The following is a 26,903-nucleotide window of genomic DNA, read 5'->3' as shown; positions in this document are numbered from 1 at the left end:
GCTTACTCCTTTTAGATAAATAAACTTAATTTTAGGAGCTGGTATTTATGTCAAGCAAGACATTAGAAGCATTTTTAACTCCACAATTAGCTGAGTTAAAAGAGAAAGGGCTCTATAATGAGATTAACTCTTTAGAAGGTTCTAACGAAGCTACTATTCAAATTAGTGGTAAACAATTTATAAATTTATCTTCAAATAACTATCTTGGTTTTGCGACTCATCCTCGTTTAAAACAAGCTGCTATTGAAGCAACTGAAAAATATGGAGTTGGTGCAGGAGCGGTACGTACGATTAATGGTACGATGGATATTCACGATCAACTTGAAAAAGCGATTGCTGAATTTAAACATACAGAGGCTGCTATTGCATTCCAATCCGGTTTTAACTGTAATATGGGTGCTATTTCAGCGGTAATGACAAAAAAAGATGCAATTCTATCTGATGAATTAAACCATGCTTCAATTATCGATGGTTGCAGACTTTCTGGCGCAAAAATTATTCGTGTAAAACACCAAGATATGGATGATTTACGTGAAAAAGCAAAAGAAGCTACAACTTGTGGTTTATATGAGAAAGTTATGTACATTGCAGATGGTGTTTTCTCTATGGATGGAGATGTAGCAAATATTCCTGATATTGTAAAAATTGCTGAAGAATTTGGCTTAATTACATATATCGATGATGCTCATGGTTCTGGCGTTATGGGTAAAGGAGCTGGAACAGTTAAGCATTTTGGATTATCAGATAAAATTGATTTCCAAATTGGTACACTTTCTAAAGCAGTTGGAGTTGTAGGTGGATATGTAGCAGGTTCACAACAATTAATCGATTGGTTAAAAGTTCGTGCACGTCCTTTCTTATTCTCTACGTCTTTAACACCAGCAAATGCTGCTGCTTGTATTGAAGCAATTCGTATTATGTCTGAAGAACCAGAAAAAATCGAAAAGCTTTGGGAAAATGGTGATTACTTAAAAGCTGGTTTATCAAAACTTGGATTTAATATTGGTGAGTCTGAAACACCAATTACACCATGTATTATCGGTGACGAAAATCTTACACAAGAATTTTCTAAACGTTTATACGAAGAGGGAGTTTATGCGAAGTCAATCGTATTCCCAACAGTACCACTTGGAACTGGTCGTATTCGTAATATGCCAACAGCTGTGCATACTAAAGAAATGCTAGATGAAGTTTTAGCTATTTATGAAAAAGTTGGTCGCGAATTAAACGTTATTAAATAACTTTAAATATTAATTTCGATATTTTATTACTATAAGGTGGACTAAGGAATGAAGAAAATATTAATTACTGGTTGTTTTGGACAAATCGGTTCAGAATTAACTATGCGTCTTAGAAATGAATACGGTAATGAAAATGTTGTTGCGACAGATATTCGCCGTCTTGAAGGAAGTCCAATTTTAGAAACTGGTCATTTTGAAATTTTAGACGTGATGGATAAAGAAAAAATGTTAGAGCTTGCTAAAAAGTATGAAGTTGATACATTCATTCATTTAGCTGCTCTATTATCAGCAGTTGCTGAAGCAAAACCAACATTAGCTTGGGACTTAAATATGGGTGGATTAGTGAATGCTCTTGAAGTAGCGAGAGAATTAAGCTTAAAATTCTTTACTCCAAGTTCAATCGGTGCATTTGGACCAGCAACACCAAAGGATAACACACCACAAGATACAATCCAACGTCCTACTACAATGTATGGTGTTACAAAAGTAGCTGGTGAATTATTATGTGATTATTACTTTGAAAAATTTGGTGTAGATACTCGTGGCGTACGTTTCCCAGGCTTAATCTCTTATGATACAGTACCAGGTGGAGGTACTACTGATTATGCTGTTGATATCTATTACGAAGCATTAAAAAATAAGAAATATACTTCATTCATTGGTGAAGGAACATACATGGATATGATGTATATGCCTGATGCAATTGATGCAATTATTAAGTTAATGGAAGCAGATCCATCAAAACTTAAACATCGTAATGCATTTAATATTTCAGCGATGTCATTTGAACCAACTCAAATCGCGGCATCAATTCGTAAATTCATCCCTGAATTTACATTAGATTTCGACATTGACCCTATTCGTCAAGGAATTGCCAATTCATGGCCAAATTCAATTGACAGCTCTGCTGCAAAAGAAGAGTGGGGCTTCGATCCAAAATTTGATTTAGATCGTATGTCTGAAGATATGTTATACAAATTAGCTGCAAAGTTAAACGTAACTCAAGCTTAATTAAAAAAGAAGGAGACCACTGTCTCCTTCTTTTTGTTTTCTCTTCCTTTACTAATTCCTGTTTTTGGTATTTTGTTTACTACTTTGACACAAACTTATCATGTATCAAGAATGATCAATTAAAATGCTGATAAAAAAGGAAGTTAGATGATGAATAATTTAGATCATAAGGGATTACCATTAACGATTAAAGAGATTAAAACGGCATATGAACTTTTAGAAGGTAAAGTTCGAAAAACACCTTTAGTAAAATCATTTTATTTAACTTCAAAATCGGAAGGAGAAATTTATTTAAAACTTGAAAATATGCAATTAACGGGCTCATTTAAATTTCGTGGTGCGTTTAATAAAATTTCGCATTTAACTGAGGAAGAAAGAAGTAAAGGAATTATCGCATGTTCAGCTGGTAATCATGCACAAGGTGTCGCTTTATCATCAAAGCTATTACATATTAAGAGTAAAATCATCATGCCCTTAACTGCACCAAAAGCAAAGGTTGAAGCAACAGAAGGCTACGGTTCAAATATCATTTTACACGGTGATACATTTGATGATGCGAAAGACTATTGTGCTAAAGTGCGAGATGAAACTGGTGAAACATTCATCCATCCTTACGATGATATTTACATAATGGCTGGTCAAGGGACTATTGGTATTGAAGTTTTAGATGATCTCTGGGATGTTGATACAATAATTGTTCCAATTGGTGGTGGTGGCCTCATTTCTGGAATTGCAGTCGCTTTGAAATCATTTAACCCTTCTATAGACATAATTGGTGTTCAAGCAGAGAATGTACATGGCATGAAAGCATCAATAGACGCCGGAGAAATAGTGAGTAATTATATCGCTCCAACTATAGCAGATGGTTGTTCTGTTAAGGTTCCTGGGAAATTAACTTATGAAATTGTAAAAGAATTAGTTACCGAAATCATTCTTGTGAGTGAGGAAGAAATTGAAGTCGCAATGAAGGATTTACTACAGCGCGGTAAAGCAGTTGTGGAAGGTTCAGGTGCTCTAGCGACAGCAGCAATTTTATCAGGTAAAGCTTCAAAATACATAAAAGATAAAAAAGTAGTAGCAATCATATCGGGTGGTAATGTTGACCTAGAGAGAATTTCCAGTGTTTGTGAACATTTCTTTGGGAATGAAGTAAAGTGATTTTTTTAAGAATGGGTGATCCTATTGTCGGAAAATAAATTAAGAAGAGAAATGGGATTTATTGCAGCTTTAACTACTGTAATTGGCACTGTAATTGGTGGTGGAGTTTTCTTTAAAGCTACAGCTGTATATGGCGCAACTGGATCTGCAAGCTTAGGTTTATTAGCATGGATTATTGGAGGAATCATTACAATTTGTGCTGGTTTATCGGGTGCTGAGCTTGCCGCAGCCATACCAAAAACAGGGGGGATGGTTGCTTATTTAAAACACACATATGGAGATTTGACAGCTTATTTACTTGGATGGGCTCAAACAATCATCTATTTTCCAGCTAATATTGCTGCACTTTCGATCATATTTGGTACGCAAGCAGTTTCCATTTTTGGGGTCCCTGCCAATTCTAATCAATTCACAGTAACGATTATTGCTGTCGTTACTGCAATTTTTATCACGTTGATGAATTTCTTAGGAGCAAAAACAGCTGGTAGTATTCAATCACTTTTTACGTTTTGTAAACTAATTCCTTTGGCGATTTTAATTATATTTGGATTATTACATGAAGGAAATGTGACTTTTCAGCTTTTTCCAATTGAGGTAGGTAGTGATCGAAGTTTTTTGCCAGCACTTGGTTCAGCTTTACTTGCTACGATGTTTGCATATGACGGTTGGATACTTGTTGGAAATATTGCCGGCGAAATGAAAAATCCTAAAAATGATTTACCTAAAGCAATCGTAATTGGTTTAGCAACTGTAATGGCGGTTTATCTTTTGATTAACATATCATTTTTATTTGTATTAACCGCAGCACAACTAGCTGGTACATCTACACCTGCCACTGAAGTTTCGAAAGTTTTATTCGGTAATTTTGGAGGAAAACTCGTCTCAATCGGAATTTTGATTTCAGTATTTGGCACAATTAATGGCTATACAATGACAGGTATGAGGGTTCCATATGTAATGGCTAAAGAACAAAAACTTCCTTTTAGTAGGTGGTTTGGTAAATTATCGAAAACTGGAGTTCCATATAATGCTGGTCTATTTATCCTAATAGTTGCCATATTTATGATGTTTATAGGTGGATTTGACTTATTAACGGACATGTTAGTATTTGTCATTTGGATTTTCTATACATTAACATTTATTGCGGTTTATATTTTACGAAAACGTGAACCGGATCTGAAAAGGCCATATAGGGTACCTTTTTTACCATTAGTTCTCTCAATCGCAATAATTGGGGGAGTCTTTATCGTCGTAAATACACTTATGACGCAAACTATTTTAGCATTTTGGGGAATTGGTTTAACGTTAATTGGACTTCCTGTTTATTACATGTTACCGAAAAAACATGTTGAAGTAGATGATTGAAAAAGGTAGGAATTCTCCTACCTTTTAGTCTGCTTATTGAATTTATATCTGGTTGTTTATTTCAGGAAAATTGTTTTCGTTCGAACGATTCTTTGTAAAATTCAAAAATTTATATGTTGTAATGACGCCAATCAATAAAAACAAACTGGCAATGATTGGTGGTAAAAGATGATAAAAATCTGTATAACCAATCATAAAATGGACTGCAAATGCAGTTATAAACGCAGGTAAGCTCCCAAACAATAATGTCCACCAAATCCATTTTTGATTTTGTCGGAACCCCCATAATGAAATCATGAGTACTAGTAAGCCAACACTTACTAATCCACCTCCAAAACCTGCGCGATCATGTGAGATAACAGGTATTAAGTGCTGATTAAATGCATTCAACCCTGAAGGGGTTATACATAAATAATTTAAATCTGTTTTAACAAAGGTAGTAGTGACACCTACAAAGGAAATAATACATCCTCCGATTATTATCGAAAATCCTAGTATAATAAAAAATAATTGACCTATTAAACTAAGCTTCCAAACGCTGTTATTTGTTAAATTTTCAGATTCTGGACTTCTATTTATCCCTTTGGTTTTAAAGAAACCAATTAAGAATGGTATTAATAGAACAACCCAAAATATAGCGTTTAACCAGTCAAAGTAACCATATCCTATAAATAAGAATATTGCTAAAAAACCTACGAACGCACTTGTGTCAGTTGCTTTTTTTGCCCAATGATAATGATGTTTAACTCCATTTATGGCTAATGACATGAACAAGATTCCACCCGACATAATCGTCCCAGAAAGTGTCATCCGATCATGTGACATAAAGGGGAGAATTCGATCATTAAACTGTAAAATTAATTGACGATCAATCGTTAAAAAGTGCTCATCATATGGAAGGACAATGGAAGTTAAACTAATAAATAGAGCAAGTAATCCGCCAATAAACATGAAAAGACCAAATAAAAAGTACCATATCCATCCGTCACTTAAACTAGGTTTCGCTTTTTTTCTTCTATACTTTATCGCTTCATTGATCCGTTTCGGTAAACCAGGACCACTGAGTACATATCCATGAGTCAAAAAAACTAAAGATGCCCCGGCATCGATTAATTCAATTGCATCAATTGGTTCAACCACTCCGCCTTTTGTAAATTTCGGTTTCTCAAACTGATTTGATTTTAACTTTTTAATAGTATGTATTAAGTTATTTTTTTGCTCTAAATCAGTATTATTTGGAATTTCTTCAATTAATATTGAATCGAATGGATAACTTTCTTGTTTAAGAAAAACATCTATTTCATTTGAACAAATTGATAGACAAATAGGTTTAGTAGAAGCCCAATTATTTTCTGCTAAATCCTTGGCCAAATCAAGCTCTAAGATGAATAAATCAACAAAATCAGAAAGCTTTGATTCGATCAGTTTAAATTCATCAAAACTCCCAACTATTCTAGCAAAAATAGGAACCTTCTTATGTATTTTTGAAAGTTTATGAGCTGTTTGTTCTACGGTTAATACTTTATTTTCCTCAGTTCCGATTAATTGGTTATGTTTCAAATCAATGAGCGGACTTTTGCTTTTATAGGTATCGTTTATAGAAATAGGTCCAATTTCAATTACACCAAATCCTAAATTCATAAAAGCATTTGTGCCAGATAGATAGGGGTCAATCTTAGAGGCCAATCCAATTTGATTTTTAAGTTTCAAATGATGAATCTCGTATTCAAGTGAGCTGTCAGTGTTTAAATGACCGAGAAATTCAATTAGATTCGGACCAAATGGCATAGTTGAGATCTTATTCATGCTACTATGAATGAATTCTCTTGATACTTTAGAAGGAAGCTTTGAGAGCATTGGTTTAAAAATTGTATGATAAGACCAATCAGGCATAGCATAACCTCATTTTTTTTCAGATTACTTCTAGTTTACTTTGACAAATATAAAATGAAAACACTTTCTTTCTATATTGTGAATTAATTCACAATGCATTGGAATTTTTGTATAAATATGGTATAAATAAAAAGAGTTATCTACTTTCAAAATTAGTAAGACAAGTAAGGAAAAGGTTGTATAGAAAGGCGTATATGTGATTACAATGGTAAATATGCAAAAAGTGATAGTCATCGTTGGTCCTACAGCAGTAGGGAAAACAAAACTAAGTATTGAACTTGCAAAAGCTGTTGATGGAGAAATCATTAATGGTGATGCAACACAGGTTTATAAAGAATTAAATATTGGAGCAGCTAAAATTACAGAAGAAGAAAAGGAAGGAATTCCCCATCATTTAATTGATTTCCTTGATCCAAAAGATTCTTTTACAGTTGCTGATTTTCAAACTTTAGCTAGAGAGAAAATTAAAGAAATAGCTAATCGAGGTAAAATTCCAATTATTGTTGGTGGTACTGGATTATATATCCAAAGTGTATTAACTAAATATGAATTTGCGGAGCAAGAAGGTGATGAGCTTTTAAGAAACCAATTAGAGGGTTTTGCGATGGCTTTTGGGAATAAAGCATTACATGATCAATTAAAAGAAATTGATCCAGAAAGTGCAAAGCAAATACATATGAATAATGTCAGAAGAGTAATCCGTGCAATTGAAGTTTTCAAACTAACGGGACAAAAATTTTCAGAGACCGCATTTAAAAAAGAGCCAGAGTATTTATATGATGCAGAAATAATCGGATTATCGATGGAACGAGAGCTACTATACAATCGAATTAATTTACGAGTTGATCTAATGTTGGAAGAAGGACTAGTAGATGAAGCAAAAATGCTCTACGACAAAGGTATTCGAAATTGTCAATCTGTGCAAGCGATTGGCTATAAAGAGCTTTACGATTATTTTGATGGAATCTTAACAAAAGAGGAAGCAATCGATCTAATTAAACAAAGCTCAAGAAGGTATGCAAAAAGGCAAATGACGTGGTTTCGAAATAAAATGAACATCCATTGGTTTGATATGGATGGACATAATTTTGATATAAAAAAACTGGAAATTTTAGCTATACTTGAAGGAAAGGGCTATTTCATCTCGAATAAATATATGTAGAGGTAGAAGAGGAGGAAAAGGACATGAAAACATCAATCAACATTCAAGACCAGTTCTTAAACCAATTACGTAAAGACAATCTAGCGGTTACAGTATTTTTACTAAATGGATTTCAAATCAAAGGTAAAGTAAAAAGCTTTGATAACTTTACGGTATTGTTAGATGTTGAAGGTAAACAACAATTAATATATAAACATGCAATTTCAACGTTTGTACCATCTAAAAATGTACAAATTGAAATGTAAAATAAATTGAAAAAAGAGCATTGATCTTATGGTCAATGTTCTTTTTTAATTATGCTGGATAAGTTAATTAAGATAATTATATTATGTAAACTAATGGGAGGGAATCAAATGTATGTCCCAAAAGAATTTAAAGAAACAGATTTAAATCAATTAATAGCCGAAATGAAGAAAAATAGCTTCGGAATATTATTATCGAATAATGACGAGGCAAAAATAGAAGCAACTCATTTACCATTTATCATACGAGAAGATAAAGAGAATTTAATGATCATTACACATTTAGCTAAGCCAAATCCTCAATGGAAAACGATGAATGGAAAAGAATGTTTAATCATCTTCCCAGGACCACATGCATACGTTTCTGCTTCATGGTATGAAGAAAAAAATACAGTTTCAACCTGGAACTATACAGCAATCCATGCTTATGGAAAAGTAACAACAATTGAAAATAAGGATGAAATGAGACAAATCGTTTTAAAAACGACTGATTATTTTGAAAAAAGGCAATCAAAACCTTGGAAATACGAGGATCACACAGATTATGTTGAAAAATTACTTTCAGGCATTGTTTGTTTAAAAATTGAAGTAACAGAGTTAATCGGTAAAAAGAAATTAAGTCAAAATCATTCGATGGAGAGACGAGAAAAAGTGATTACAGCTTTGCAAAATGAAGAAAAATATTCTTCGAAAGAAATCGCAGAACTTATGAAAGCAAAACTAAATACAAGTTCTTAAAAAGAAGTTATCTACAATAAATAAGGAGGGAGTTATGATGAACGAAATCATAACTCCTTTTTATTTGGGCGTTCATTTTCCCTGAAAAAATAGAAAGTATCGTTTTAAAGAAACGGAGGTCTTTAATCCAACTAAATGCTGAATATCTTCCACTAATAATCCCTCTTTTATTTTCCGTAGAATAAAAGTGTTTCTTAAATGTTGTGAGCAAAGTCCTTTTCTAAGCCCAGCTCTTTTAACTTCCAATCTAAGCATTTTTTGAAATGCAATTTCAGTTAGAGCTTTCGGTGAATCTGTATCGTATACCCAATGGAACGTCATGCGGTTAAAATCAAATGCAACAAAGAGCGGGTGAGTTGAATGATAGTGGGGTCTTACGGGCTCGGGTATCGTGACAAAATAATTATATAATAGTACTCGGTCTTCTTTTGTAAGAATAATTGTTCTTTTAGTACCTTCTTTGCTATGGACAACAAGTTCATTTAAAGCGAAGTTAATGTCCCTCATTTGTAAATCAATTAATTCCTTTAAAGTCAGTCCATAATACAGCATAAAACGAATCATAATTTCGTTACGATCCATTAAAAATGATCTAGCTTTTAATTGCTTTTCAGACAAATCTGTCGTGGATTGAACGATTGACAGTAATTCTTTTTCTTCTTCTTCTGAGATAAAATCGTCCGTTGAAAGGGCGCGTGAAGGTCCTGCTAAATAGTTTGTGAATGGAATGATATTCTCGATGGAAGAATTATTAGAATGTAAAAATTTATAAAATTGATTTAGTACGACATAAATTCGATGCATCGTTTTCTCATTATATCCACGTTCAGATGTTAAATAATAGAAATAATCATTAAAATCTTGAACTTGTAATGTACTAAAGCTGTCATTAAATTTTTTAAAATAACGGAAACATTCTTCTAAATCATAGCAATAACGCTTAATAGTAGATTCTTTTCTTCCTTTACTATTTAAGTGAGAGGCAAATTGCAAGATGACATCAGGTAAAGTAGCAGTCGTTAAGTTTGGGATCGTCAAATTTATCAACTCTTCTCTTTTTCTCTCATTATATCAAATAAGTTAATAGAATTTAGTAAAATTTAGCAATCTTATCCATTTAACAGATAGTCTGGAGAATAAAAGTTTTGAAATGAATTGTTCGTACATATAATAGTAAAAAACTTATTTAGTAAAATACTTTCAAAAGCGCATAAAAAGTACTTTAATGTGATTTCTTGCGGAGTGCTTACTTATAAATACACAAAAAAATGTTCGACAGAATAAGAGAGGTGTCATGTTTGGAGCAGCCAATTCGTTTAAAAGATAACGGCCAAATAAATGTTGTACTTAATACAGTGAAAAGGGGAGAGGTTTCTCCAAATCCAAGTATCGAAACAGTGAAACAGCCTAAACATGAGTTATTAATTGAAATAGAGGATCAATTAAGACATTTAATTGGCATGGAAGAAATAAAAAAGATGATTCATGAAATTTATGCTTGGATATTTATTAATAAAAAAAGAGAAGAATTAAACTTAAAGGCTGAAAAACAAGTATTGCATATGTTGTTTAAAGGGAATCCAGGAACTGGAAAAACGACTGTTGCAAGGATTATTGGTCAATTATTTTTGAAAATGGGTGTATTGTCAAAAGGCCATTTAATTGAAGCAGAGAGAGCAGATTTAGTCGGAGAATACATTGGTCACACTGCTCAAAAAACTAGAGATTTAGTAAAAAAAGCAAATGGTGGGATTCTTTTTATTGATGAGGCTTACTCACTTGGCCGTGGTGGGGAAAAAGATTTCGGAAAAGAAGCGATTGATACACTTGTTAAACATATGGAAGATAAACATGGCGACTTTGTACTGATATTAGCCGGCTATTCTTCCGAAATGGATTATTTCTTAAGTTTGAATCCTGGACTAAAATCAAGATTTCCATTCATTTTAGAATTCCAGGATTATTCAGTAAAGGAGCTTCTAGATATTTCAAAAAAAATGTTTGTTGACCGAGAATATATACTATCTCGGGAAGCGGAATACCGATTAAGAGACTTTATCCAAAAGGCAAAACTTGAAAATCGTGCTCATTTTAGCAATGGGCGATTTGTCCGTAATATTGTTGAAAAATCCATTAGGACACAAGCAACAAGATTAGTATCTGAGACCGAGTTTAATCGAGAAATATTAATGAGGATTGAAGAAAAAGACCTGTTTACTTCAGACAAAATCGATTCAATTAATTGAATGATTACCTATTTTATCTGGTGCTTTCTACCCCACCAACCTTTAACGTTAAAATAGATTGAAATAATGAACCCAATTAAAATGTTAAGGACAATACAATATAAATAACCATATTTCCAGTTTAACTCAGGCATATTTACAAAATTCATGCCATAAAATCCTGCGATAAAGGACATCGGTAAAAAAATGGCACTTATGAGTGTTAAAGTTTTCATAATATCATTTGTCCGGTCAGATTTTAAGGACATTTGCAGCTCTATAATGCCTCCCATACTTTCTTTAAAATTATCAAGGGCATTAATAATACGCTCATAGTTCTCTTTCAATTCGTTAAAATAAAAACCTGCATCCTGACTTAAGAAAGGAAAATCTGCTTCTACAATTTGGGTAATGACATTTACTTGCGGTTCTACAAGCTGTCTTAAATCTTGAAGTTGAACTTTCCAATTGAAAATTTTTTGATCTAAATCCTTTCGAAATGGGTCATTAAATAAGTCCCGTTCAATTTCTTCAATCTCATTTGCAAACCGATCAATCGAGATAAGGAACTTCTCAATAACTTCGTGGAAAATTTGATATAAAACATGACCAGCATGATCTACTTTTATATAATTTTGACTGAATTCCTGAGTTACATATTTGAATAAATCTATTTCATGATCTTCTATATATGAAATAATTAAATTACTGCAAACTAGAATATTTATTTTAGTTGGTTTAAATAATTTAGTTAAGGCATATAAGGAAAGGATTGCCTCGTTTTTAAAGATATTTATTCTTGGCTTATGCACACTATGTAGAAGTTTCTTTTTTGCTAAAGGATGAATATCCAAACTTTCAATAATAGTAATTAACTCATCAAAGGAATTATTATTGAAGTGATACCAAAGAATTTCATCTTTAGTTGGAAGCAAAAATTCATCAAATGTTTCGACTGAATGGTTTGTAATATTGTATCTCTTCAAATGAAATTCCTCCTTTAAATAAATTTCTAAAATAGTGTTGGCAAGTATAGGTAAATTATGTGAAGAAAACAAACGCATTTTTGGGTTTGTTTTTTCGTGGTAATGAAACAGGAGACTACTAATGTTTGTTGCAAAGAAGCGAAAGAGCTGAGGGAGAATAATTACTAATTTGTCATACAATATAAAAAAACAAACCATCATTTTAAAAGGTTTGTTTTTATTGGACTTATTTATTTAATTTAATTTAATTTTTGAGTGTTTGATTCGTCTAAACTAACTGTAGAGCCTTTAAATGATCTTTTTGGTAGACTCCAATTATAATGTACAGATAATAGTCTAAGTAGAACAATAACAATGAATAGGAATAAAAGTTCAAATTTTGTATCAACAAATTTATTTCCAATTAAAACGCCTACAAGTATTGCCCAAAAAGCATAAACTTCTGAATGTAATACCATTGGTTTTCTTTTTGCAAGTAGATCTCGTACGATTCCGCCACCGATTCCAGTTAAGACAGATGCTACAATAACAGCGCTAACTGGTAATTTTAATTCCATGGCATAATTTGCACCGAGAATTGCAAAAGCGGATAAACCGATTGAATCGAATAAAATATCTAATTTTTTAAATGGTTTATTTGATAATTGCGGAAAGAAAAAGATAATTGTCATCGCAACTAAAGCAATTGTAAAATTTGTTGTTTGATTCCATAAATAGTTAATTGGATAACCTATTAATAGATTACGTAATGCACCGCCACCAAAGGCTGTAGCAAAGCCCAGAATATAGACACCAAATAAATCGTAGTCTTCTTCCATCGCAACTACTGCACCACTTAATGCAAAGGAAATAGTACCAATAATGCTAAATAAATCCCATGTTTCCAAAAAGCAATTCCCCCGCCCTGAATAAAAAGATGAAAAATAGTCCAGATATCATTATAATAAAGAGACAGTTAAGAGTAAAGAATATTTATTGCTTAGAATTGGTTAAAGAAAAGGTGGAATTTTGTGTCGAATGAAATGAGAGAAAAAGCCATTTTAGTTGGATGTCAGCTTCAAAATGTAGATGATGATCGTTTTAATTATTCATTGGATGAATTAGCATCACTTACGAAAACGGCAAATGGAGAAGTGGTTTTAATAACTTCACAAAAAAGAACTAAATATCATCCAGCATTATACATAGGGACAGGTAAAGTAGAAGAGTTAGAGGCCGCAATTGCAGAGTTAGAACCTGATGTTGTTATTTTTAATAATGAACTGACTCCATCTCAAATTCGTAATTTATCTGCAAGATTAGAAAAAAGAGTAATTGACCGTACACAATTAATATTAGACATATTTGCACAGCGAGCGAAAACAAAAGAAGGTAAATTACAGGTTGAATTGGCTCAATTACAATATTTGATGCCAAGATTAGTTGGTCAAGGTACAGAGTTATCAAGACTTGGTGGAGGTATTGGTACAAGAGGGCCTGGAGAAACAAAACTAGAATCTGATCGTCGTCATATTCGAAAACGTATTGATGATATTAAACAGCAATTAAAGATAGTCGTTGAACATCGTAAACGTTATCGTGAGCGACGTAAGAAAAATGAAATGTTTCATATTTCGTTAGTAGGTTATACAAATGCAGGAAAATCAACGTTATTTAACCGACTAACTAAATCTGATGTGTATGAACAAGATTTACTGTTTGCGACATTAGATCCTACAACAAGAAAATTTGTTTTATCAAATGGTATGACAACTTTACTAACAGATACGGTTGGTTTTATTCAGGATTTACCAACTTCACTTATTGCTGCATTCCGTTCAACACTCGAAGAAGCAACAGAAGCAGATTTCATTCTTCATGTTGTCGATGCATCTCATGAAAATTATAAAAGCCATGAAGTAACAGTTTCTAAATTATTGAATGATTTAGATGTTGAAAATATTCCAATTTTAACTGTCTATAATAAAATAGATCAAGTTCATGAGGACTTTGTACCGTCACCATCTGAAGGTTTTATTGAAATGAGTGCTTTAAATGAAGATGATTTAAGTAAATTACGTCAAAGAATTGAATTTGAATGTAAGCAGTATATGGAATATTTTGAGGCATTTGTACCAGCATACGAGGGCAAATTGATTCATGAAATCAAAAAATTAACGATGATTGAATCAATCAACTTTAATGAAGAAGCAGAAATCTATCAAATTACTGGTTACGTTTTCAAGGAACATTCAATTTATGATACAGTTAGAAGATATAGAATACATAAGGAGCAATAATCAATGCTAGAATTTTTATCAAACGGGGAAAAAATTGCACCATTAGTGGCAGATGTTGAAAAATTAATTTCAGAAGCCCATAAAGAAATTGACGAAGTGATTGAGTATAACCAATTTAAAGTTTTACAAAGCTTTCGAAAGCATAAAGTGAGTGATAGTCATTTTATCCCAACAACTGGTTATGGTTATGATGATATCGGAAGAGATACATTAGAGGAAATTTTTGCAGATGTTTTAGGTGGAGAAGCTGGTTTAGTAAGACCGCAAATCATTTCTGGAACCCATGCAATTTCAACTGCTTTATTTGGCGTACTAAGACCAGGAGATGAGCTTTTATATATTACCGGGAAGCCATACGATACATTAGAAGAAATCGTAGGGATACGTGGGGAAAGTGGAAATGGCTCATTAAAAGACTTTGGGATTGGATATGAATCAATCGAATTAGTAAATGATGAACGAATCAATTATGAAAAAGTAGCAAATAAAATGACAAGTAATACAAAAGTAATCGGTATTCAGCGTTCAAAAGGTTACGGAACAAGACCTTCATATACAATTGAACAAATTAAAGAGATGATTGATTTTGTAAAAGAGATTGATCCAAATGTCATTGTTTTTGTAGATAATTGCTATGGTGAGTTTGTTGAAAAACTAGAGCCATGCCATGTAGGAGCAGATTTAATGGCAGGCTCATTAATTAAAAATCCTGGTGGTGGACTTGCAAAAACAGGTGGTTATATTGTAGGACGTAAAGATTTAGTTGAGAAATGTGGCTATCGTTTAACATCTCCAGGAATTGGACGTGAAGCTGGTGCTTCTCTTTATGCGTTACAAGATATGTATCATGGATTTTTTATGGCGCCACATATTACTGGTCAATCATTAAAAGGAGCTTTATTTACTGCAGCGTTCTTAGAAAAGCTTGGCATGAACACAAACCCTTCATGGGATGCAGTAAGAACTGATTTAATTCAATCTGTTCAATTTGATGATAAAGAAAAAATGATCGCATTTTGTCAGGCAATTCAAGCGGCTTCACCAATTAATGCTCATTTTACGCCAACAGCAAACTATATGCCTGGATACGAAGACGATGTAATTATGGCAGCGGGGACATTTATCCAAGGTGCAAGTATTGAGTTAACAGCAGACGGTCCGATAAGAGCTCCATATGTTGCATATGTTCAAGGTGGTTTAACTTACGCTCATGTGAAAATCGCAATCTGCTCAGCAGTTAATTCTTTAATTGAAAAAAATCTATTAGAAATTTAAAACAAAATAGCTCATGACCTCTAGTCATGAGCTATTTTATATATGAAAATAATTGGGGACTTACTTTCATAATGAAAAAGGTTCTATCTATATTTATATCTTACAGGTTAATTCTTAAATTAACCTTAACACTATCATTAAAATTCGATAATATTTATCTAATGTTGTATTAAGGTTAGGAGTATGCGACTATATAGAAGTGGGTAAACAGCATAGATTCAGTAATGAGCGGAGGAAAAACAATGGAAAATCTACCTAATTGTCCTAAGTGTAATTCAGCATATACATATGAAGATGGAAATCTTTTAATTTGTCCGGAATGTGGTTATGAATGGACAATGGAAACAGAACATACAAATGACGAAACAAAAGTAGTAAAAGATGCTAACGGAAATATTTTAAATGATGGGGATTCAGTTACAGTAATAAAAGATTTAAAAGTAAAGGGCACATCACTTGTCGTTAAAATTGGTACAAAAGTGAAAAGTATTCGATTAGTTGAAGGTGATCACGATATCGATTGTAAAATTGAAGGTTTTGGTGCCATGAAGTTGAAATCTGAGTTTGTTAAAAAAGCGTAATTTTGTTAGTTTTAAATTCTATAAAAGAACAAATGCATCAAGTCAAAAGGCTCGATGCATTTGTTTTATATATTACGAAAGAAAATAAAAATAATAGTTTGATATAAATTAATATTTGTTAAAATAAAAGAGATATAAAATAAACGCTTACATTCATAGATATATTGCAATTATTTTTTACAAATCGCCCAACTAAAAGAAGGTGTATAAATGAATAATCGAGCGCATCATTTTGCAATGGATTATGTGAATTCAGAGGAAAAACAAAAAATGTTATATAAACGGACACTATTGATGGTTAGCATTTCGCAAATTTTTGGTGGAGCTGGATTAGCAGCTGGAGTTACTGTCGGTGCACTATTAGCTCAACAAATGCTTGGGACAGATGCTTTTACTGGTCTTCCGGCATCCCTTTTTACACTAGGTTCAGCAGGAGCGGCATTAATTGTTGGTAGGCTTTCTCAAAGATTCGGTCGACGAATCGGGCTTGCTGCAGGGTTTTTTACAGGTGGACTTGGAGCAATTGGTGTAGTAATTGCGGCAATGACAAACAGTATTATCCTTTTATTTGCATCACTCTTGATTTACGGTGCAGGAACGGCAACCAATTTGCAAGCTAGATATGCGGGAACTGATTTAGCAAATAATAAACAACGTGCAAAAGCAATTAGTATCGCAATGGTTTCCACAACATTTGGTGCTGTTGCAGGTCCTAATTTAGTAGGCCCAATGGGGAAATTTGCAGTCTCCATTGGCGTGCCAGCACTTGCAGGTCCATTCATTTTATCCGCAACTGCTTTTATTTTAGCCGGCCTTTTTCTTTTCATAATGCTTAATCCAGACCCGTTGATTTTAGCGAAAATAATCGAGTCAAATAAAACAAATAAAGTGGATGTAGCTCATTCCACACAAATTGAAAGTATAAAAGCAAAGAGGGGTATTGCTGTAGGAGCAACGACAATGGTACTAACGCAAATAGTAATGGTTGCTATTATGACAATGACTCCTGTTCACATGAAACATCACGGGCATGGACTAAACGAAGTAGGTGTAGTGATTGCGTTCCATATTGGCTCAATGTATCTTCCTTCACTCATTACAGGTATTCTTGTAGATAAAATAGGGCGAACAGCTATATCGATTGCATCTGGAGCCACTTTATTACTAGCAGGAGTAATAGCTGCATCAGCACCAAGTGATTCGATGATTCTCCTAGTAGTTGCTCTTTCATTACTAGGATTAGGATGGAATTTTGGACTAATCAGTGGAACTGCTCAAATCGTTGATTCAACAGATTCTACTACACGCGCCAAGACGCAAGGAACTGTGGATGTATTTGTCGCACTAGCAGGGGCGTCAGGTGGCGCATTGTCTGGAATGATTGTTGCGAATTCAAATTATGCAACATTATCATTAGCTGGAGGAATCTTATCCCTAATCCTTATCCCAGTCGTGATTTGGTCGCGTGGAGGGAATAAAGAACATGAACAAGGTCTTCATATGTAAAATGAAATTTAATTTATAAAATTTATAGGAGCTGATTAATCAGCTCCTATTTCACAATTTGCACGCTTGTTAAGAAGTTTAATTGTTTTCTCAAATTGAATTCGTACACAATTAATGAGAGCAAAGGGGGAAATATGAAAAAAATTTTAGGTTATTTCATACTAATAATATTATTGATCAGTTTAACCAGCTGTTCCTTAAGCAAAAACACAAATAAGGATATTTTTCATTATAAAAATTCTTATGTCGGTAATAACAGTGCCGTAGGAAATATTATAAAACGATTACCGAATCATAATGAATTCACCAAAATGTCACTCCAAACAAAAAAGAAGCCTTATGGTATAACGATTGATTATAAGAATTTACCGGCTAATACTAAAAATATTGTAATACATAATGCTACTTACTTATTTGCATTGATCAAAAATGTAGAATGGATTGTTTTTGAGTTTGCTGATCAAAAATATACTGTGACAAGACAACAACTGGATGAATGGTATGGAAAAGATTTAAGTTCTTATACGAATGAAAAGGAACTAGAGGAACTAATCCACACTAATTTAAAAGATAAAAACAAGGTAGATCAGTTATTAAAGAAATAAAATCTAACCATTATGAAAGTGATTGATAAATTATAATAGTCTAATAGATTTAGAAAATAGAAAAAGTAGTAAACGGATATAAAGGGGTAAATGAATGTCTATTTTAACAAATCAATCTGAATTTAAAGTTCTAATTGAAAAAGAATTAATTCCGAATGTAAACCTCAAGAGTGAACGTCCAAATGACCCAATAGTAGTTAAGAATATTCCAGAAGGTTGGAAATGCATTGGATCAGGTAATTATGCTGCTGTTTTTATACATCATTCTGAACCAAAAGTGGTTGTTAAAGTTTATGGAAAAGATCTAGAAGGTTTAGAAAAAGAAGTTCAAGTCTATAAAAAATTAGGAGAGCATCCAGCTTATTCGAAATTGATCCAATACGGTGAAACATATCTAGTATTAAAAAGATTAGAAGGAATTACGTTATACAACGCACTTGCAAATGGTAATCGAATACCTGAGAGTGTAATTAAAGATGTAAATATTGCACTTAAGTATGCGATAAGTCGTGGGTTAAATCCATACGACGTTCACGGAAAAAATGTGATGATGAAAGATGGTAGGGGATACGTTGTAGATATATCTGACTTTTACAAAAAAGGAAAGGATGAAAAGTGGGAAGATTTAGTCAAAGCTTACTACAAACTCTATAAAAAAACTTTGTATAAAGTACCTATAAAAATCCCGTTAAAATTCCTAGATTTTACTAGGCACTCATATAGATTTTACAAAAAATTGAAGAGAAAGTTTTAAGATAGACTACGTTGGGAAATGTTACGACAAGTTTAATAGGTAATATAATTGTACATTTCATATGACTGCAATGGATATGAAAAATAGAGATAGCTGTTAACATTTCAAGAAGACTAGCATACGGGCTAGTCTTCTTGTGTTTACAGTTCTTCATATTTTTTTTATGATGAGGATAAATTCGCTCCTCATTTTGTACTCTTTTTTCACTAAGATTTATTTAAATAGAGCTGTTTTCATTTATTCATAGTTAAATAGAAATATCTTGGTGATCTTCATAATTTAACAATTGCTTATGATTATAAAACTTCTCAAAAATGATGCCCATTAAATAGTAAAAGACTAAGCCAAAACATAAATGAATTAGTGTAAATTTAATACCAAATGAAGCAATTTCATAGATAACGACAGGTAATTTAGCCGTTGTCCAAACTCCTAAAAAGAAAACAACATAGCGAATACTTGCTCCTTTTTTCAATAAGAGTACCGCAATCGGAAAAGCTAGGTATAGAGGACCAGCTGCAATACCTCCTAGTAATAGTGCAAACAAAACACCGTAAATACCAGATTTATCTCCCATATATTTAATAAGAGTTTCTTTCTCAACCCATTTATCAAGTAAGCCAACAAAAATTAAAACAGGTGGGAGGAGAAAGAGCATATTTAAAATACTATTTCCAGTTAATTGAAATGCTTTCATTCCAAGTGAGTGGTTTATGAATGTTAGAACGATGAACGCTACTAATAAAATAAAAAAGAAACGATATTTTTTTAATTGACTCATACCATCACCAACCAAATAATATATGCAAATAAAAGAGACATTAAAAGTCCACTTGCATTACGTGCATATGCAAAACTTCTTCCAAATAATTTTTGTTCCATCGGTAATGTAATAATTCCTACCGACATTAAAGTTGACATTAAAACTGCTACTTGTGGTAATCCAGCACCATTTTGGACTAATGTTTCTCCAAGAGGAAAAACGATAAAACTTGGAATTAGTCCAACAGAACCAATTAATGTTGATAGTATAATTCCTTTCACTCCAGAGTGTTCCCCAATAATTGATGAAACCATTGTAGGCGTTAATAAGGATAAGGATAGTCCTACAAATAACATAATCGTTAAAACTTCAGGCAAAATATTACAAAACATTTTCCAAGATTTTAATAGAGCTTCTTTCGTTTTTTTTCGATCTTTTATAAAAGAAATAATCGTCAGGATTATTGCTAAACTGTATAGGATCGAAGCATTAATCATGATTCTTCACCTTCCATACATTGTATCTGCGCAAGAAAAAAGTTAAATTCTTAAGCTTTTCTTCAATGTTTATTTGAAATTCTTCCAATTTTTCTTTTCCAACTTCAGTAATTTTATACATCTTAATTGGTTTATCTTGCTCGGATGTACCTAAATAAGATTCAACAGCACCTTCAGTCTCTAATTGCTTTAGAGTACGATATAATATGGAACTGTCGATCGGATTGATTGGTAGTTCTTCCTCACACTTCTGCAGAAGCTTCCCTCCATAAGTATCCCCCTCTGTTAAAAACAATAAAAGAAACGCACCAGTATGTCGGCCTGTATGCTTCATAAATAGTAAACCTCCTAAATTCGTAAATATCATCACAAAGAATAATTTCATACTGTTAATAACAATATACTGTGAATAACAGTAATATGTTCCTAACAGTAAAATTAATCTGTTAATTTATTTTAAGTCTAACTTTTTAAAAAATTTTCGCTTACTGAGGAAAGATTGGATTTAAGTTTTTACAGGAGCATTTCTTTAGGTGAGAAATGCTTCTTTTCTATTTGTAAAATATAAGGATAATTTTATAACGATAATAATATAATAAAGAACAATAATAATTTATTGTAAAACGATAAATTGTATGGTAAATTCAAATTGAAAATAATTTAGTGAGGTGCTTTTATGAAACGAGGGTCAACTCTCTTTTTAAAAATAGTAGTGATTCTTATTGGGCTACCAGTTCTTGCATTGTGTATATTTGTGGTTCCGAAGATTGCAGAATTTGCTGCTGAGCTGTATCCGAATATTGCTTTAATGAAATATTTCATTTTTATCGATCTATATGCAGCAGCGATTCCTTTCTATTTTGCTCTTTATCAAGCTTTTAAACTTTTAAGCTACATTGATAAAAACAAAGCTTTCTCGGAATTATCGGTTAACGCATTAAAGAAAATAAAATTTAGTGCAATCGCAATTAGTGTTTTGTATGTACTAGGGTTGCCACTTTTTTATTTAATTGCTGATATGGATGATGCTCCAGGAATTATCGTTATTGGCATGGTCTTGATTTTTGCTTCAATGGTAATTGCAGTCTTTGCAGCCGTTCTCGAAAGGCTTTTGAAAGAAGCGATTGATATAAAATCAGAAAATGATTTAACGGTCTGAGGTGAAGAACATGGCAATTATTATCAATATTGACGTGATGTTGGCAAAAAGGAAAATGAGCGTAACCGAGCTTTCGGAAAAGGTTGGGATTACGATGTCGAATCTTTCTATATTGAAAAACGGTAAGGCAAAAGCGATTCGTTTTGCAACTTTAGAAGCAATTTGTAAGGCCTTAGAGTGTCAACCAGGAGATATTTTAGAGTACCAAAATGATGGAGACAACAAATAGATCGTTGAGATTGATATCAATTTATAAAGGAGAGCTAATTGTGAATTTAATACTTCAAAAGGCTGAGTCACATTTTAATAGAGCGGTTAAACAACTTGTTCGATTTGGTTGGGAGCAAGCTTTATCATGTATTTTTCCTGTTGTGATTTTTGCCTCTTTAGCTTTTACTAAAATTGTGCCACTTCCATTTCTGCCAAGATATGATTGGTTACTATTAATCTGTATTTTGATGCAGTGGTTAATGGTACGTACTAAGCTTGAAACATTGGATGAATTAAAGGTCATCACACTGTTTCACCTAATCGGACTTGCACTTGAACTTTTTAAGGTACATATGGGCTCTTGGGCTTATCCTGGGGAAGGATACTCCAAACTATTTGGAGTGCCACTATATAGTGGCTTTATGTACGCAAGTGTTGCCAGTTATTTATGTCAAGCATGGAGAAGGTTGAATGTTGAACTAATTAATTGGCCACCATTTTTTGTAGTTGCTTCACTTGCAGCAGCCATTTATTTGAATTTCTTTACTCACCATTTTTGGATGGACGTTCGTTGGTGGTTATCAGGGCTTGTCATAATTGTTTTTTGGAAATCTTGGGTCACTTATGAAGTTAATGGGACCAGGTACCGTATGCCAATCGCACTATCTTTCGTGCTAATCGGATTTTTTATATGGATAGCCGAAAATATTGCAACGTTTTTTGGTGCTTGGCAATATCCTAATCAATCGGTTGCATGGAGTTTAGTACATCTAGGTAAAGTAAGTTCATGGCTCTTATTAGTAATTGTAAGCTTTCTAATCGTAGCAACATTAAAGAGGGTTAAAGGTAAGAACACTAAAAAAGCAAAAATGTAGAAGTATTCATGTTTGGCATCAAAAAAAATAACCTGTATCTAAGATTAACTAGTAATCTGATACAGGTTTATTTAATAATTTGTATCGTTAGTATATTTCTAAACCTAATATACTTCCTACTTACCGATAAGATTCATAAACCCTTTGTATATTAGGAAAAGGGAGAAAATTAAAATAGCTAAAATACCAATTAAATCTGTTAATGGCTCTACACTTGATAAGAATGTGCCTGCTAAAGGCATTTTGATTAAAGCAAAACCTGCAATAATACTAGCTAACATTAAAAAAATTCTTTCCATTCATTCATCCCTCCATTCAATATATTTTATGTGCAAGTGAAATGTAAGTGCTTTCAAATACAACCTTTATGAAAAATGTGCGTTTGTCACGGAAAATTAGGGGTTGTTTTCATATGATTGCACTTATGGAAATTAAGAGGAGTGTGGCGTTTAGGATATTATTTAATCTTTTAATAGATTTAGTTTTCTAGTTCCTTTTACATAGATGTGTAGTCGAGCTATTTCTTACCTTTCTTTTAACCACTTTTTAAGCTAATCGCCGTTTCACTTATTATTCTCTTTCATTTATTAATAGAGATTAATAATAATAGGAGTGAAGAATAATTGAGTTCAAGGCATAAACATGATGATAGCTGAATCTATGAAGGGCATTTCGTTAAAGAAATTGAATACTATTTAAAATAGACAATTTTTAAGGAGGTTTTAATGAAAAGAATTAGTCTGTTCAAGCTATCGTTTATCATATTGCCTTTACTACTTGTCGCTTGTCGTTTCACCCCTTCAGAAAGCCAATCAATTATAGATTGGGTAGACTTTGTTAGATGGAATGGGGTTGAGTACTATGGCATACAATCAGGAATTTTAGCTAATGAAGATATTATTGATGAAAAAGTAGGGGAAGTAAAATTCAGGGTAGCAGACCATGTTACAAATCCCAGTTATAAAATAAAAGATGGAGATGCAGCATTCCATGAGAAAGGAACGGAAATTTTTTCAATCAAGGATAATCCTGAATTAATTGCCTTAAAAGACAAAACTGCAATAAATGGATATAGAATCTATTATGCAAAAGGAACAACTGATTATAAGTGGTATTTTAAAGATGTACCAATCGAAATAGTAGATTTGATTGAAATCTACCAATCTTATTCAACTAGCGCGAAAAAGATATATGAGATAAAAGACAAAGAAAAAATAGTTAACTTTCTAGATATCTTAAAGAATGGTAAGGAAGATTCAAATTTTCAACCAAATAATGCTAATAAAAACCCTACTCAATATGAAATTATATTGTATACAGACGAACCAATCGCCTATAAGTATAATATGGAATTTGACGGTATTAACTACTATTGGCATCCGTGGGATACATCCATTTTGTCAAATGAGATTGGGAAATTTATTCCAAAATAATTTTTTTATATACATATACATCTTTAATTAAATAAGATAAATCGCAATTTAATCTAATGTTAGGGTGAGAAAATGCCAAAAAGAAGTATTTCGTTATCAATAATCATTATCGTGCTATTAGTAGGGATAAGGGAGTATACGAAAGTAAAATATGAAACAGCTACTGAAAGATTTGTGATTTCACTTAATTCGCCCAACTTGGGTAACACCATATCAGATTGGAATCAAGATGATAATTCATATTCTGTCCGAGCTGTTAAAAAAATTACTAAAACTGATACTGCTATCGTCTTCGTTCAGGTCACTAGTTCGAGGGAAGGTTTTTGCAAATTAGAAGAAGGTCTGAATCATAAATATCGAATTAAAAACTGTGAATATAGGTCCGTAGGAGAAAATAATTGGTTTAGATCGAGAAAAATAAAAACAAATAAAGGTAGCTATGGAGTTTTTGAAGGCGAAAATGCTAATGGAAAAATTAAATCGATCATTGTATCTAAAAAGGAGTTTAAAAGTGAAAGTGATATTCAGGCAAATAATAGTAATGAATTTTTAGTACCTCAAGCATCATTTTTTTTCTTCATTAAAAAAATTGAAACTAGTACTCCAATTGCTGATTTCTTTAATGTAGCCTATTTAGATCAGAATGGAAAAAGTATCGATTATTTCATTCAAAAATGAAACTCACTAATTTTTTATTGAGTTTTTACTTTACTACTTACTTTAATATTTCTTGAGATATTGGAGTAGACACGAAGCTATCATTAACTCTCCGAACGTTATTTACTAAATGAAACAACAACTAGTAAAGAATGTGAAATAAAATATGAATCTAAAACATTTATTTTATACTAAACCCTACATAAAAATGGTGAAATATGGTTATATCGTTGTCGCAATCGGATTTTTTACGGAGGGGCTATAATTGAGAAAGCCATATATATTTTTGATATGCGTAGCAATCCTAGCTTTATGCTTAGGTGGATTTTATTTTGAAAAAATGAAGTATACCAAAACAAAAAATGAAATATTAATTGGTTATAACTACACAAAATTCGGGAAAAATGTAATCAAATTTGATCCAGTAAAAGTAGAAAAACAAGAAAAATTAAATCAATTAGAAGAAATATTTTTATTTAGTAAAAAAATAGAAAAACCAATTGTTGATTTAGCTAAATATGATGTTCAGTTATCATTCAGAAGTCCAATAGATGAAACAGTTGAATATAGTTCATTACTTTGGTTCACAAAAAGTGGCGCAATCATAAAAATTAATGGATTTAACGGATATCGAAGTGTTGGTATTGAGAATGCCAAATCAATAAAAAATATAATAAATTACATAGAGTTGTAATGAGTAAATAATGTTTAGTAAATAAGTTGTCATGGCAACTTATTTTTTTATGTTATAAGGAAGAATTGGTTGAATATTTAATAGTAGTAGAAATGATATAATATTGTAGTGGTTTAAAAAGCAAACTTATTAATTAAACTTTAAGTTGGTAATTGAATGTTTCGTTTCTTTAAATCTAAAAAGAAGGTAAGCTTCAGTGAACAATTATGTGAACTGCAAAAGATTGGTATAGAATTAAATTCAAATTTAAATGAAGAATTAATACTTGCTGAGTATAGTGAAGAGGAATTTGAGAATGAACCTTACCTACTATTATTAATCGCATTAGGTAGTGAATTGGAGCTAAACGAAAATTATAATAACTGCTCAAATGAAATATGGTATTTGGATACAGAATGTATTGAGGACACAGGAGATTATGTTCGAATTGCAGAAAGAATTAAAGACTTATCAAAAAATTACTTAGATCTTAAAAATATTAAAGATTATGTAGATATTGAAAATCAAGAGGCATCAATTTCTTTTACTTTAGATGAAGAAGATTATTGTTGGAAGTTAGAAGTAAATGATGACTGGATCGATGAGAAAATTATTGTAAAGTTTAATGATTTATTAGAAATAAAAAATTCGAATAATAGAGTTTATATTCTAGATTTAAGAGGATAAGATTGTTTAGTTGGTATTTATTCCAAGGAACAAGTAAAGAAGTTAAATAACTTACTCAAAGGATATAAATTTGTATCGTTATAAAACAACGAAAACTTGAAATTTAACTGTTGTGCTAAGTATTATTGCTTGATAAAAATTTTGGATAAAAGGAAAAAATGTTGAGGGAATGTAAAGAAAGGAAGTGTAAAACGATGGAATTGGAAACGGTTATGCAGGAGTTAGAAGCACTTGGTAAGGAACGGACCAAAAAGACATACATAAGTAATGGTGCACATGAGCCACTATTTGGGGTGGCAACAGGGGCAATGAAGCCGATCGCTAAGAAAATTAAAATGGATCAGCAATTAGCGAATCAATTATATGCTACAGGTAATTACGATGCGATGTATTTTGCGGGGATTATTGCAGAGCCTTTGAAAATGACTGAAGAAGACTTTGAGAGTTGGATTGATGGAGCATATTTCTATATGCTTTCAGACTATGTGGTTGCTGTTACGTTAGCTGAAGCAGATATTGCGCAAGAGGTAGCCGATAAATGGATTGCAAGCGGAGATGAACTGAAAATGTCAGCTGGTTGGAGCTGCTACTGTTGGCTTTTAGGGAATCGATCGGATACTGAATTTGACGTACTCAAGATTTCAAATCTGCTTGACAAGGTGAAAGATACAATTCATGAATCTCCTGAACGAACAAAATCTGCAATGAATAATTTTGTTTATACAGTAGCGATTTCATATTTACCTCAACATGAAAAAGCGGTTGAAACTGCAAAAGCTATTGGACCAGTCGAAATGAAAAAGGACAAGAAAAAATGCACCATTTTACTTTGCTCTGAAAAAATTCAAAAAGATTTAGATAAAGGATTATTAGGATTTAAACGTAAACATGTAAGGTGTTAAAATCGTCAAAAGAAAAAGCTGAATCA

Annotated in this window: 30 protein-coding genes; 22 read left to right on the top strand and 8 right to left on the bottom strand. The window is 32.3% G+C overall.

Translation table 11 applies throughout. The features are described from left to right. Window positions 1-47: 47 nt before the first annotated feature. From COJ46_RS04460 to COJ46_RS04445, 4 genes are all read left to right on the top strand, one after another. Window positions 48-1,241: a glycine C-acetyltransferase gene (locus COJ46_RS04460; RefSeq protein WP_097978720.1), complete on the top strand. Its 1,194-nt coding sequence runs from the start codon at window positions 48-50 to the stop codon at window positions 1,239-1,241. Window positions 1,242-1,289: 48 nt separating this feature from the next. Then, window positions 1,290-2,252, top strand: coding sequence for an L-threonine 3-dehydrogenase (locus COJ46_RS04455; protein WP_097978721.1), 963 nt, complete (start codon window positions 1,290-1,292; stop codon window positions 2,250-2,252). A gap of 150 nt (window positions 2,253-2,402) precedes the next feature. Continuing rightward, window positions 2,403-3,410, top strand: a complete 1,008-nt coding sequence (gene tdcB, locus COJ46_RS04450) for a bifunctional threonine ammonia-lyase/L-serine ammonia-lyase TdcB (protein ID WP_097978722.1) — start codon at window positions 2,403-2,405, stop codon at window positions 3,408-3,410. 51 nt (window positions 3,411-3,461) lie between these two features. Continuing rightward, on the top strand, window positions 3,462-4,775 hold the full coding sequence (locus COJ46_RS04445) for an APC family permease (protein WP_420488120.1): 1,314 nt from the start codon (window positions 3,462-3,464) through the stop codon (window positions 4,773-4,775). Between the two features lie 42 nt (window positions 4,776-4,817). Here COJ46_RS04445 and COJ46_RS04440 read toward each other — a convergent pair whose 3' ends face one another. After that, window positions 4,818-6,668 carry a dihydroorotate dehydrogenase gene (locus COJ46_RS04440; protein ID WP_097978723.1) on the bottom strand — a complete coding sequence of 617 codons (1,851 nt, stop codon included), beginning with the start codon at window positions 6,666-6,668 and terminating at the stop codon, window positions 4,818-4,820. A gap of 199 nt (window positions 6,669-6,867) precedes the next feature. Between COJ46_RS04440 and miaA the strand changes: the two genes are divergently transcribed. The 3 genes from miaA (at window position 6,868) to COJ46_RS04425 (ending at window position 8,810) form a co-directional block, all read left to right on the top strand. Then, window positions 6,868-7,830: a tRNA (adenosine(37)-N6)-dimethylallyltransferase MiaA gene (miaA, locus tag COJ46_RS04435; RefSeq protein WP_420488121.1), complete on the top strand. Its 963-nt coding sequence runs from the start codon at window positions 6,868-6,870 to the stop codon at window positions 7,828-7,830. Window positions 7,831-7,853: 23 nt separating this feature from the next. After that, window positions 7,854-8,075, top strand: a complete 222-nt coding sequence (hfq, locus tag COJ46_RS04430; RefSeq protein ID WP_056470298.1) for an RNA chaperone Hfq — start codon at window positions 7,854-7,856, stop codon at window positions 8,073-8,075. 108 nt (window positions 8,076-8,183) lie between these two features. Then, entirely contained in the window at window positions 8,184-8,810 is a 627-nt protein-coding gene (locus COJ46_RS04425; protein WP_176522663.1) for an FMN-binding negative transcriptional regulator, read from the top strand. A gap of 72 nt (window positions 8,811-8,882) precedes the next feature. Here the strand turns inward: COJ46_RS04425 and COJ46_RS04420 are convergent, their stop codons facing one another. Further along, window positions 8,883-9,848, bottom strand: coding sequence for a tyrosine-type recombinase/integrase (locus COJ46_RS04420; RefSeq protein ID WP_286133653.1), 966 nt, complete (start codon window positions 9,846-9,848; stop codon window positions 8,883-8,885). Between the two features lie 260 nt (window positions 9,849-10,108). Between COJ46_RS04420 and spoVK the strand changes: the two genes are divergently transcribed. Beyond that, a complete protein-coding gene (gene spoVK / locus COJ46_RS04415; RefSeq protein ID WP_097978726.1) occupies window positions 10,109-11,056 on the top strand; it encodes a stage V sporulation protein K in 948 nt (315 codons plus the stop codon). 8 nt (window positions 11,057-11,064) lie between these two features. Here the strand turns inward: spoVK and COJ46_RS04410 are convergent, their stop codons facing one another. Together COJ46_RS04410 and COJ46_RS04405 are read right to left on the bottom strand one after the other, a co-directional pair. Further along, window positions 11,065-12,021, bottom strand: a complete 957-nt coding sequence (locus tag COJ46_RS04410; protein WP_176522664.1) for a magnesium transporter CorA family protein — start codon at window positions 12,019-12,021, stop codon at window positions 11,065-11,067. Between the two features lie 239 nt (window positions 12,022-12,260). Beyond that, complete coding sequence (locus COJ46_RS04405) at window positions 12,261-12,908, bottom strand: trimeric intracellular cation channel family protein (RefSeq protein WP_286133654.1); 648 nt, start codon at window positions 12,906-12,908, stop codon at window positions 12,261-12,263. 135 nt (window positions 12,909-13,043) lie between these two features. On the opposite strand from COJ46_RS04405, the gene hflX reads away from it, so the two are divergent. The 6 genes from hflX to COJ46_RS04375 all read left to right on the top strand — a co-directional run bounded on the left by hflX (window position 13,044) and on the right by COJ46_RS04375 (window position 19,021). After that, window positions 13,044-14,300, top strand: a complete 1,257-nt coding sequence (hflX, locus tag COJ46_RS04400) for a GTPase HflX (protein WP_097978812.1) — start codon at window positions 13,044-13,046, stop codon at window positions 14,298-14,300. A gap of 3 nt (window positions 14,301-14,303) precedes the next feature. Next, a complete protein-coding gene (locus tag COJ46_RS04395; RefSeq protein WP_097978728.1) occupies window positions 14,304-15,575 on the top strand; it encodes a methionine gamma-lyase family protein in 1,272 nt (423 codons plus the stop codon). Window positions 15,576-15,817: 242 nt separating this feature from the next. Next, on the top strand, window positions 15,818-16,156 hold the full coding sequence (locus COJ46_RS04390; protein ID WP_097978729.1) for a zinc ribbon domain-containing protein YjdM: 339 nt from the start codon (window positions 15,818-15,820) through the stop codon (window positions 16,154-16,156). Window positions 16,157-16,366: 210 nt separating this feature from the next. Then, the gene (locus COJ46_RS04385; RefSeq protein WP_097978730.1) at window positions 16,367-17,662 is read left to right on the top strand and encodes an MFS transporter; all 1,296 of its coding nucleotides are present in this window, start codon (window positions 16,367-16,369) and stop codon (window positions 17,660-17,662) included. A 134-nt stretch (window positions 17,663-17,796) separates the two neighbouring features. After that, window positions 17,797-18,267, top strand: a complete 471-nt coding sequence (locus COJ46_RS04380; RefSeq protein WP_097978731.1) for a DUF4825 domain-containing protein — start codon at window positions 17,797-17,799, stop codon at window positions 18,265-18,267. Between the two features lie 94 nt (window positions 18,268-18,361). Continuing rightward, a complete protein-coding gene (locus tag COJ46_RS04375; protein ID WP_097978732.1) occupies window positions 18,362-19,021 on the top strand; it encodes a serine/threonine-protein kinase in 660 nt (219 codons plus the stop codon). A 247-nt stretch (window positions 19,022-19,268) separates the two neighbouring features. Here COJ46_RS04375 and COJ46_RS04370 read toward each other — a convergent pair whose 3' ends face one another. The 3 genes from COJ46_RS04370 to COJ46_RS04360 are packed head-to-tail and all read right to left on the bottom strand — an operon-like array spanning window position 19,269 to window position 20,615. Next, window positions 19,269-19,802, bottom strand: coding sequence for a permease (locus tag COJ46_RS04370; RefSeq protein WP_097978733.1), 534 nt, complete (start codon window positions 19,800-19,802; stop codon window positions 19,269-19,271). Further along, the gene (locus tag COJ46_RS04365) at window positions 19,799-20,281 is read right to left on the bottom strand and encodes a hypothetical protein (RefSeq protein ID WP_097978734.1); all 483 of its coding nucleotides are present in this window, start codon (window positions 20,279-20,281) and stop codon (window positions 19,799-19,801) included. The genes COJ46_RS04370 and COJ46_RS04365 overlap by 4 nt, the downstream gene beginning before the upstream one ends. Beyond that, window positions 20,274-20,615 (bottom strand): PadR family transcriptional regulator, encoded by a 342-nt coding sequence (locus COJ46_RS04360; RefSeq protein WP_097978735.1) that lies wholly within the window; start codon window positions 20,613-20,615, stop codon window positions 20,274-20,276. The genes COJ46_RS04365 and COJ46_RS04360 overlap by 8 nt, the downstream gene beginning before the upstream one ends. A gap of 342 nt (window positions 20,616-20,957) precedes the next feature. Between COJ46_RS04360 and COJ46_RS04355 the strand changes: the two genes are divergently transcribed. Genes COJ46_RS04355 through COJ46_RS04345 form a run of 3 tightly spaced genes read left to right on the top strand, consistent with a single transcriptional unit; the run spans window position 20,958 to window position 22,525 of the window. Beyond that, window positions 20,958-21,440 carry a DUF2975 domain-containing protein gene (locus tag COJ46_RS04355; protein ID WP_097978736.1) on the top strand — a complete coding sequence of 161 codons (483 nt, stop codon included), beginning with the start codon at window positions 20,958-20,960 and terminating at the stop codon, window positions 21,438-21,440. Between the two features lie 10 nt (window positions 21,441-21,450). Continuing rightward, a complete protein-coding gene (locus COJ46_RS04350; RefSeq protein ID WP_097978737.1) occupies window positions 21,451-21,669 on the top strand; it encodes a helix-turn-helix domain-containing protein in 219 nt (72 codons plus the stop codon). A gap of 49 nt (window positions 21,670-21,718) precedes the next feature. Then, the gene (locus COJ46_RS04345) at window positions 21,719-22,525 is read left to right on the top strand and encodes a DUF817 domain-containing protein (protein WP_286133668.1); all 807 of its coding nucleotides are present in this window, start codon (window positions 21,719-21,721) and stop codon (window positions 22,523-22,525) included. 116 nt (window positions 22,526-22,641) lie between these two features. Here the strand turns inward: COJ46_RS04345 and COJ46_RS04340 are convergent, their stop codons facing one another. Next, window positions 22,642-22,824 (bottom strand): hypothetical protein, encoded by a 183-nt coding sequence (locus tag COJ46_RS04340; protein ID WP_069034392.1) that lies wholly within the window; start codon window positions 22,822-22,824, stop codon window positions 22,642-22,644. A 426-nt stretch (window positions 22,825-23,250) separates the two neighbouring features. Here COJ46_RS04340 and COJ46_RS04335 point away from each other — a divergent pair, with 426 nt between their 5' ends. The 5 genes from COJ46_RS04335 (at window position 23,251) to COJ46_RS04315 (ending at window position 26,877) form a co-directional block, all read left to right on the top strand. After that, a complete protein-coding gene (locus tag COJ46_RS04335; RefSeq protein WP_097978738.1) occupies window positions 23,251-23,958 on the top strand; it encodes a hypothetical protein in 708 nt (235 codons plus the stop codon). A gap of 72 nt (window positions 23,959-24,030) precedes the next feature. Beyond that, window positions 24,031-24,636: a hypothetical protein gene (locus COJ46_RS04330; RefSeq protein ID WP_097978739.1), complete on the top strand. Its 606-nt coding sequence runs from the start codon at window positions 24,031-24,033 to the stop codon at window positions 24,634-24,636. A gap of 244 nt (window positions 24,637-24,880) precedes the next feature. After that, entirely contained in the window at window positions 24,881-25,309 is a 429-nt protein-coding gene (locus COJ46_RS04325; protein ID WP_097978740.1) for a hypothetical protein, read from the top strand. Between the two features lie 156 nt (window positions 25,310-25,465). Next, window positions 25,466-25,975 carry a hypothetical protein gene (locus COJ46_RS04320; protein ID WP_097978741.1) on the top strand — a complete coding sequence of 170 codons (510 nt, stop codon included), beginning with the start codon at window positions 25,466-25,468 and terminating at the stop codon, window positions 25,973-25,975. Window positions 25,976-26,169: 194 nt separating this feature from the next. Continuing rightward, a complete protein-coding gene (locus COJ46_RS04315) occupies window positions 26,170-26,877 on the top strand; it encodes a DNA alkylation repair protein (protein ID WP_097978742.1) in 708 nt (235 codons plus the stop codon). The last annotated feature ends 26 nt before the right edge of the window (window positions 26,878-26,903 follow it).

It is taken from the genome of Bacillus sp. AFS077874 (assembly GCF_002566505.1).
Lineage (GTDB): Bacteria > Bacillota > Bacilli > Bacillales > Bacillaceae_G > Gottfriedia.
Note: the sequence above shows the minus strand (reverse complement) of the source record. Positions and strands in the feature narration are given on the sequence as shown.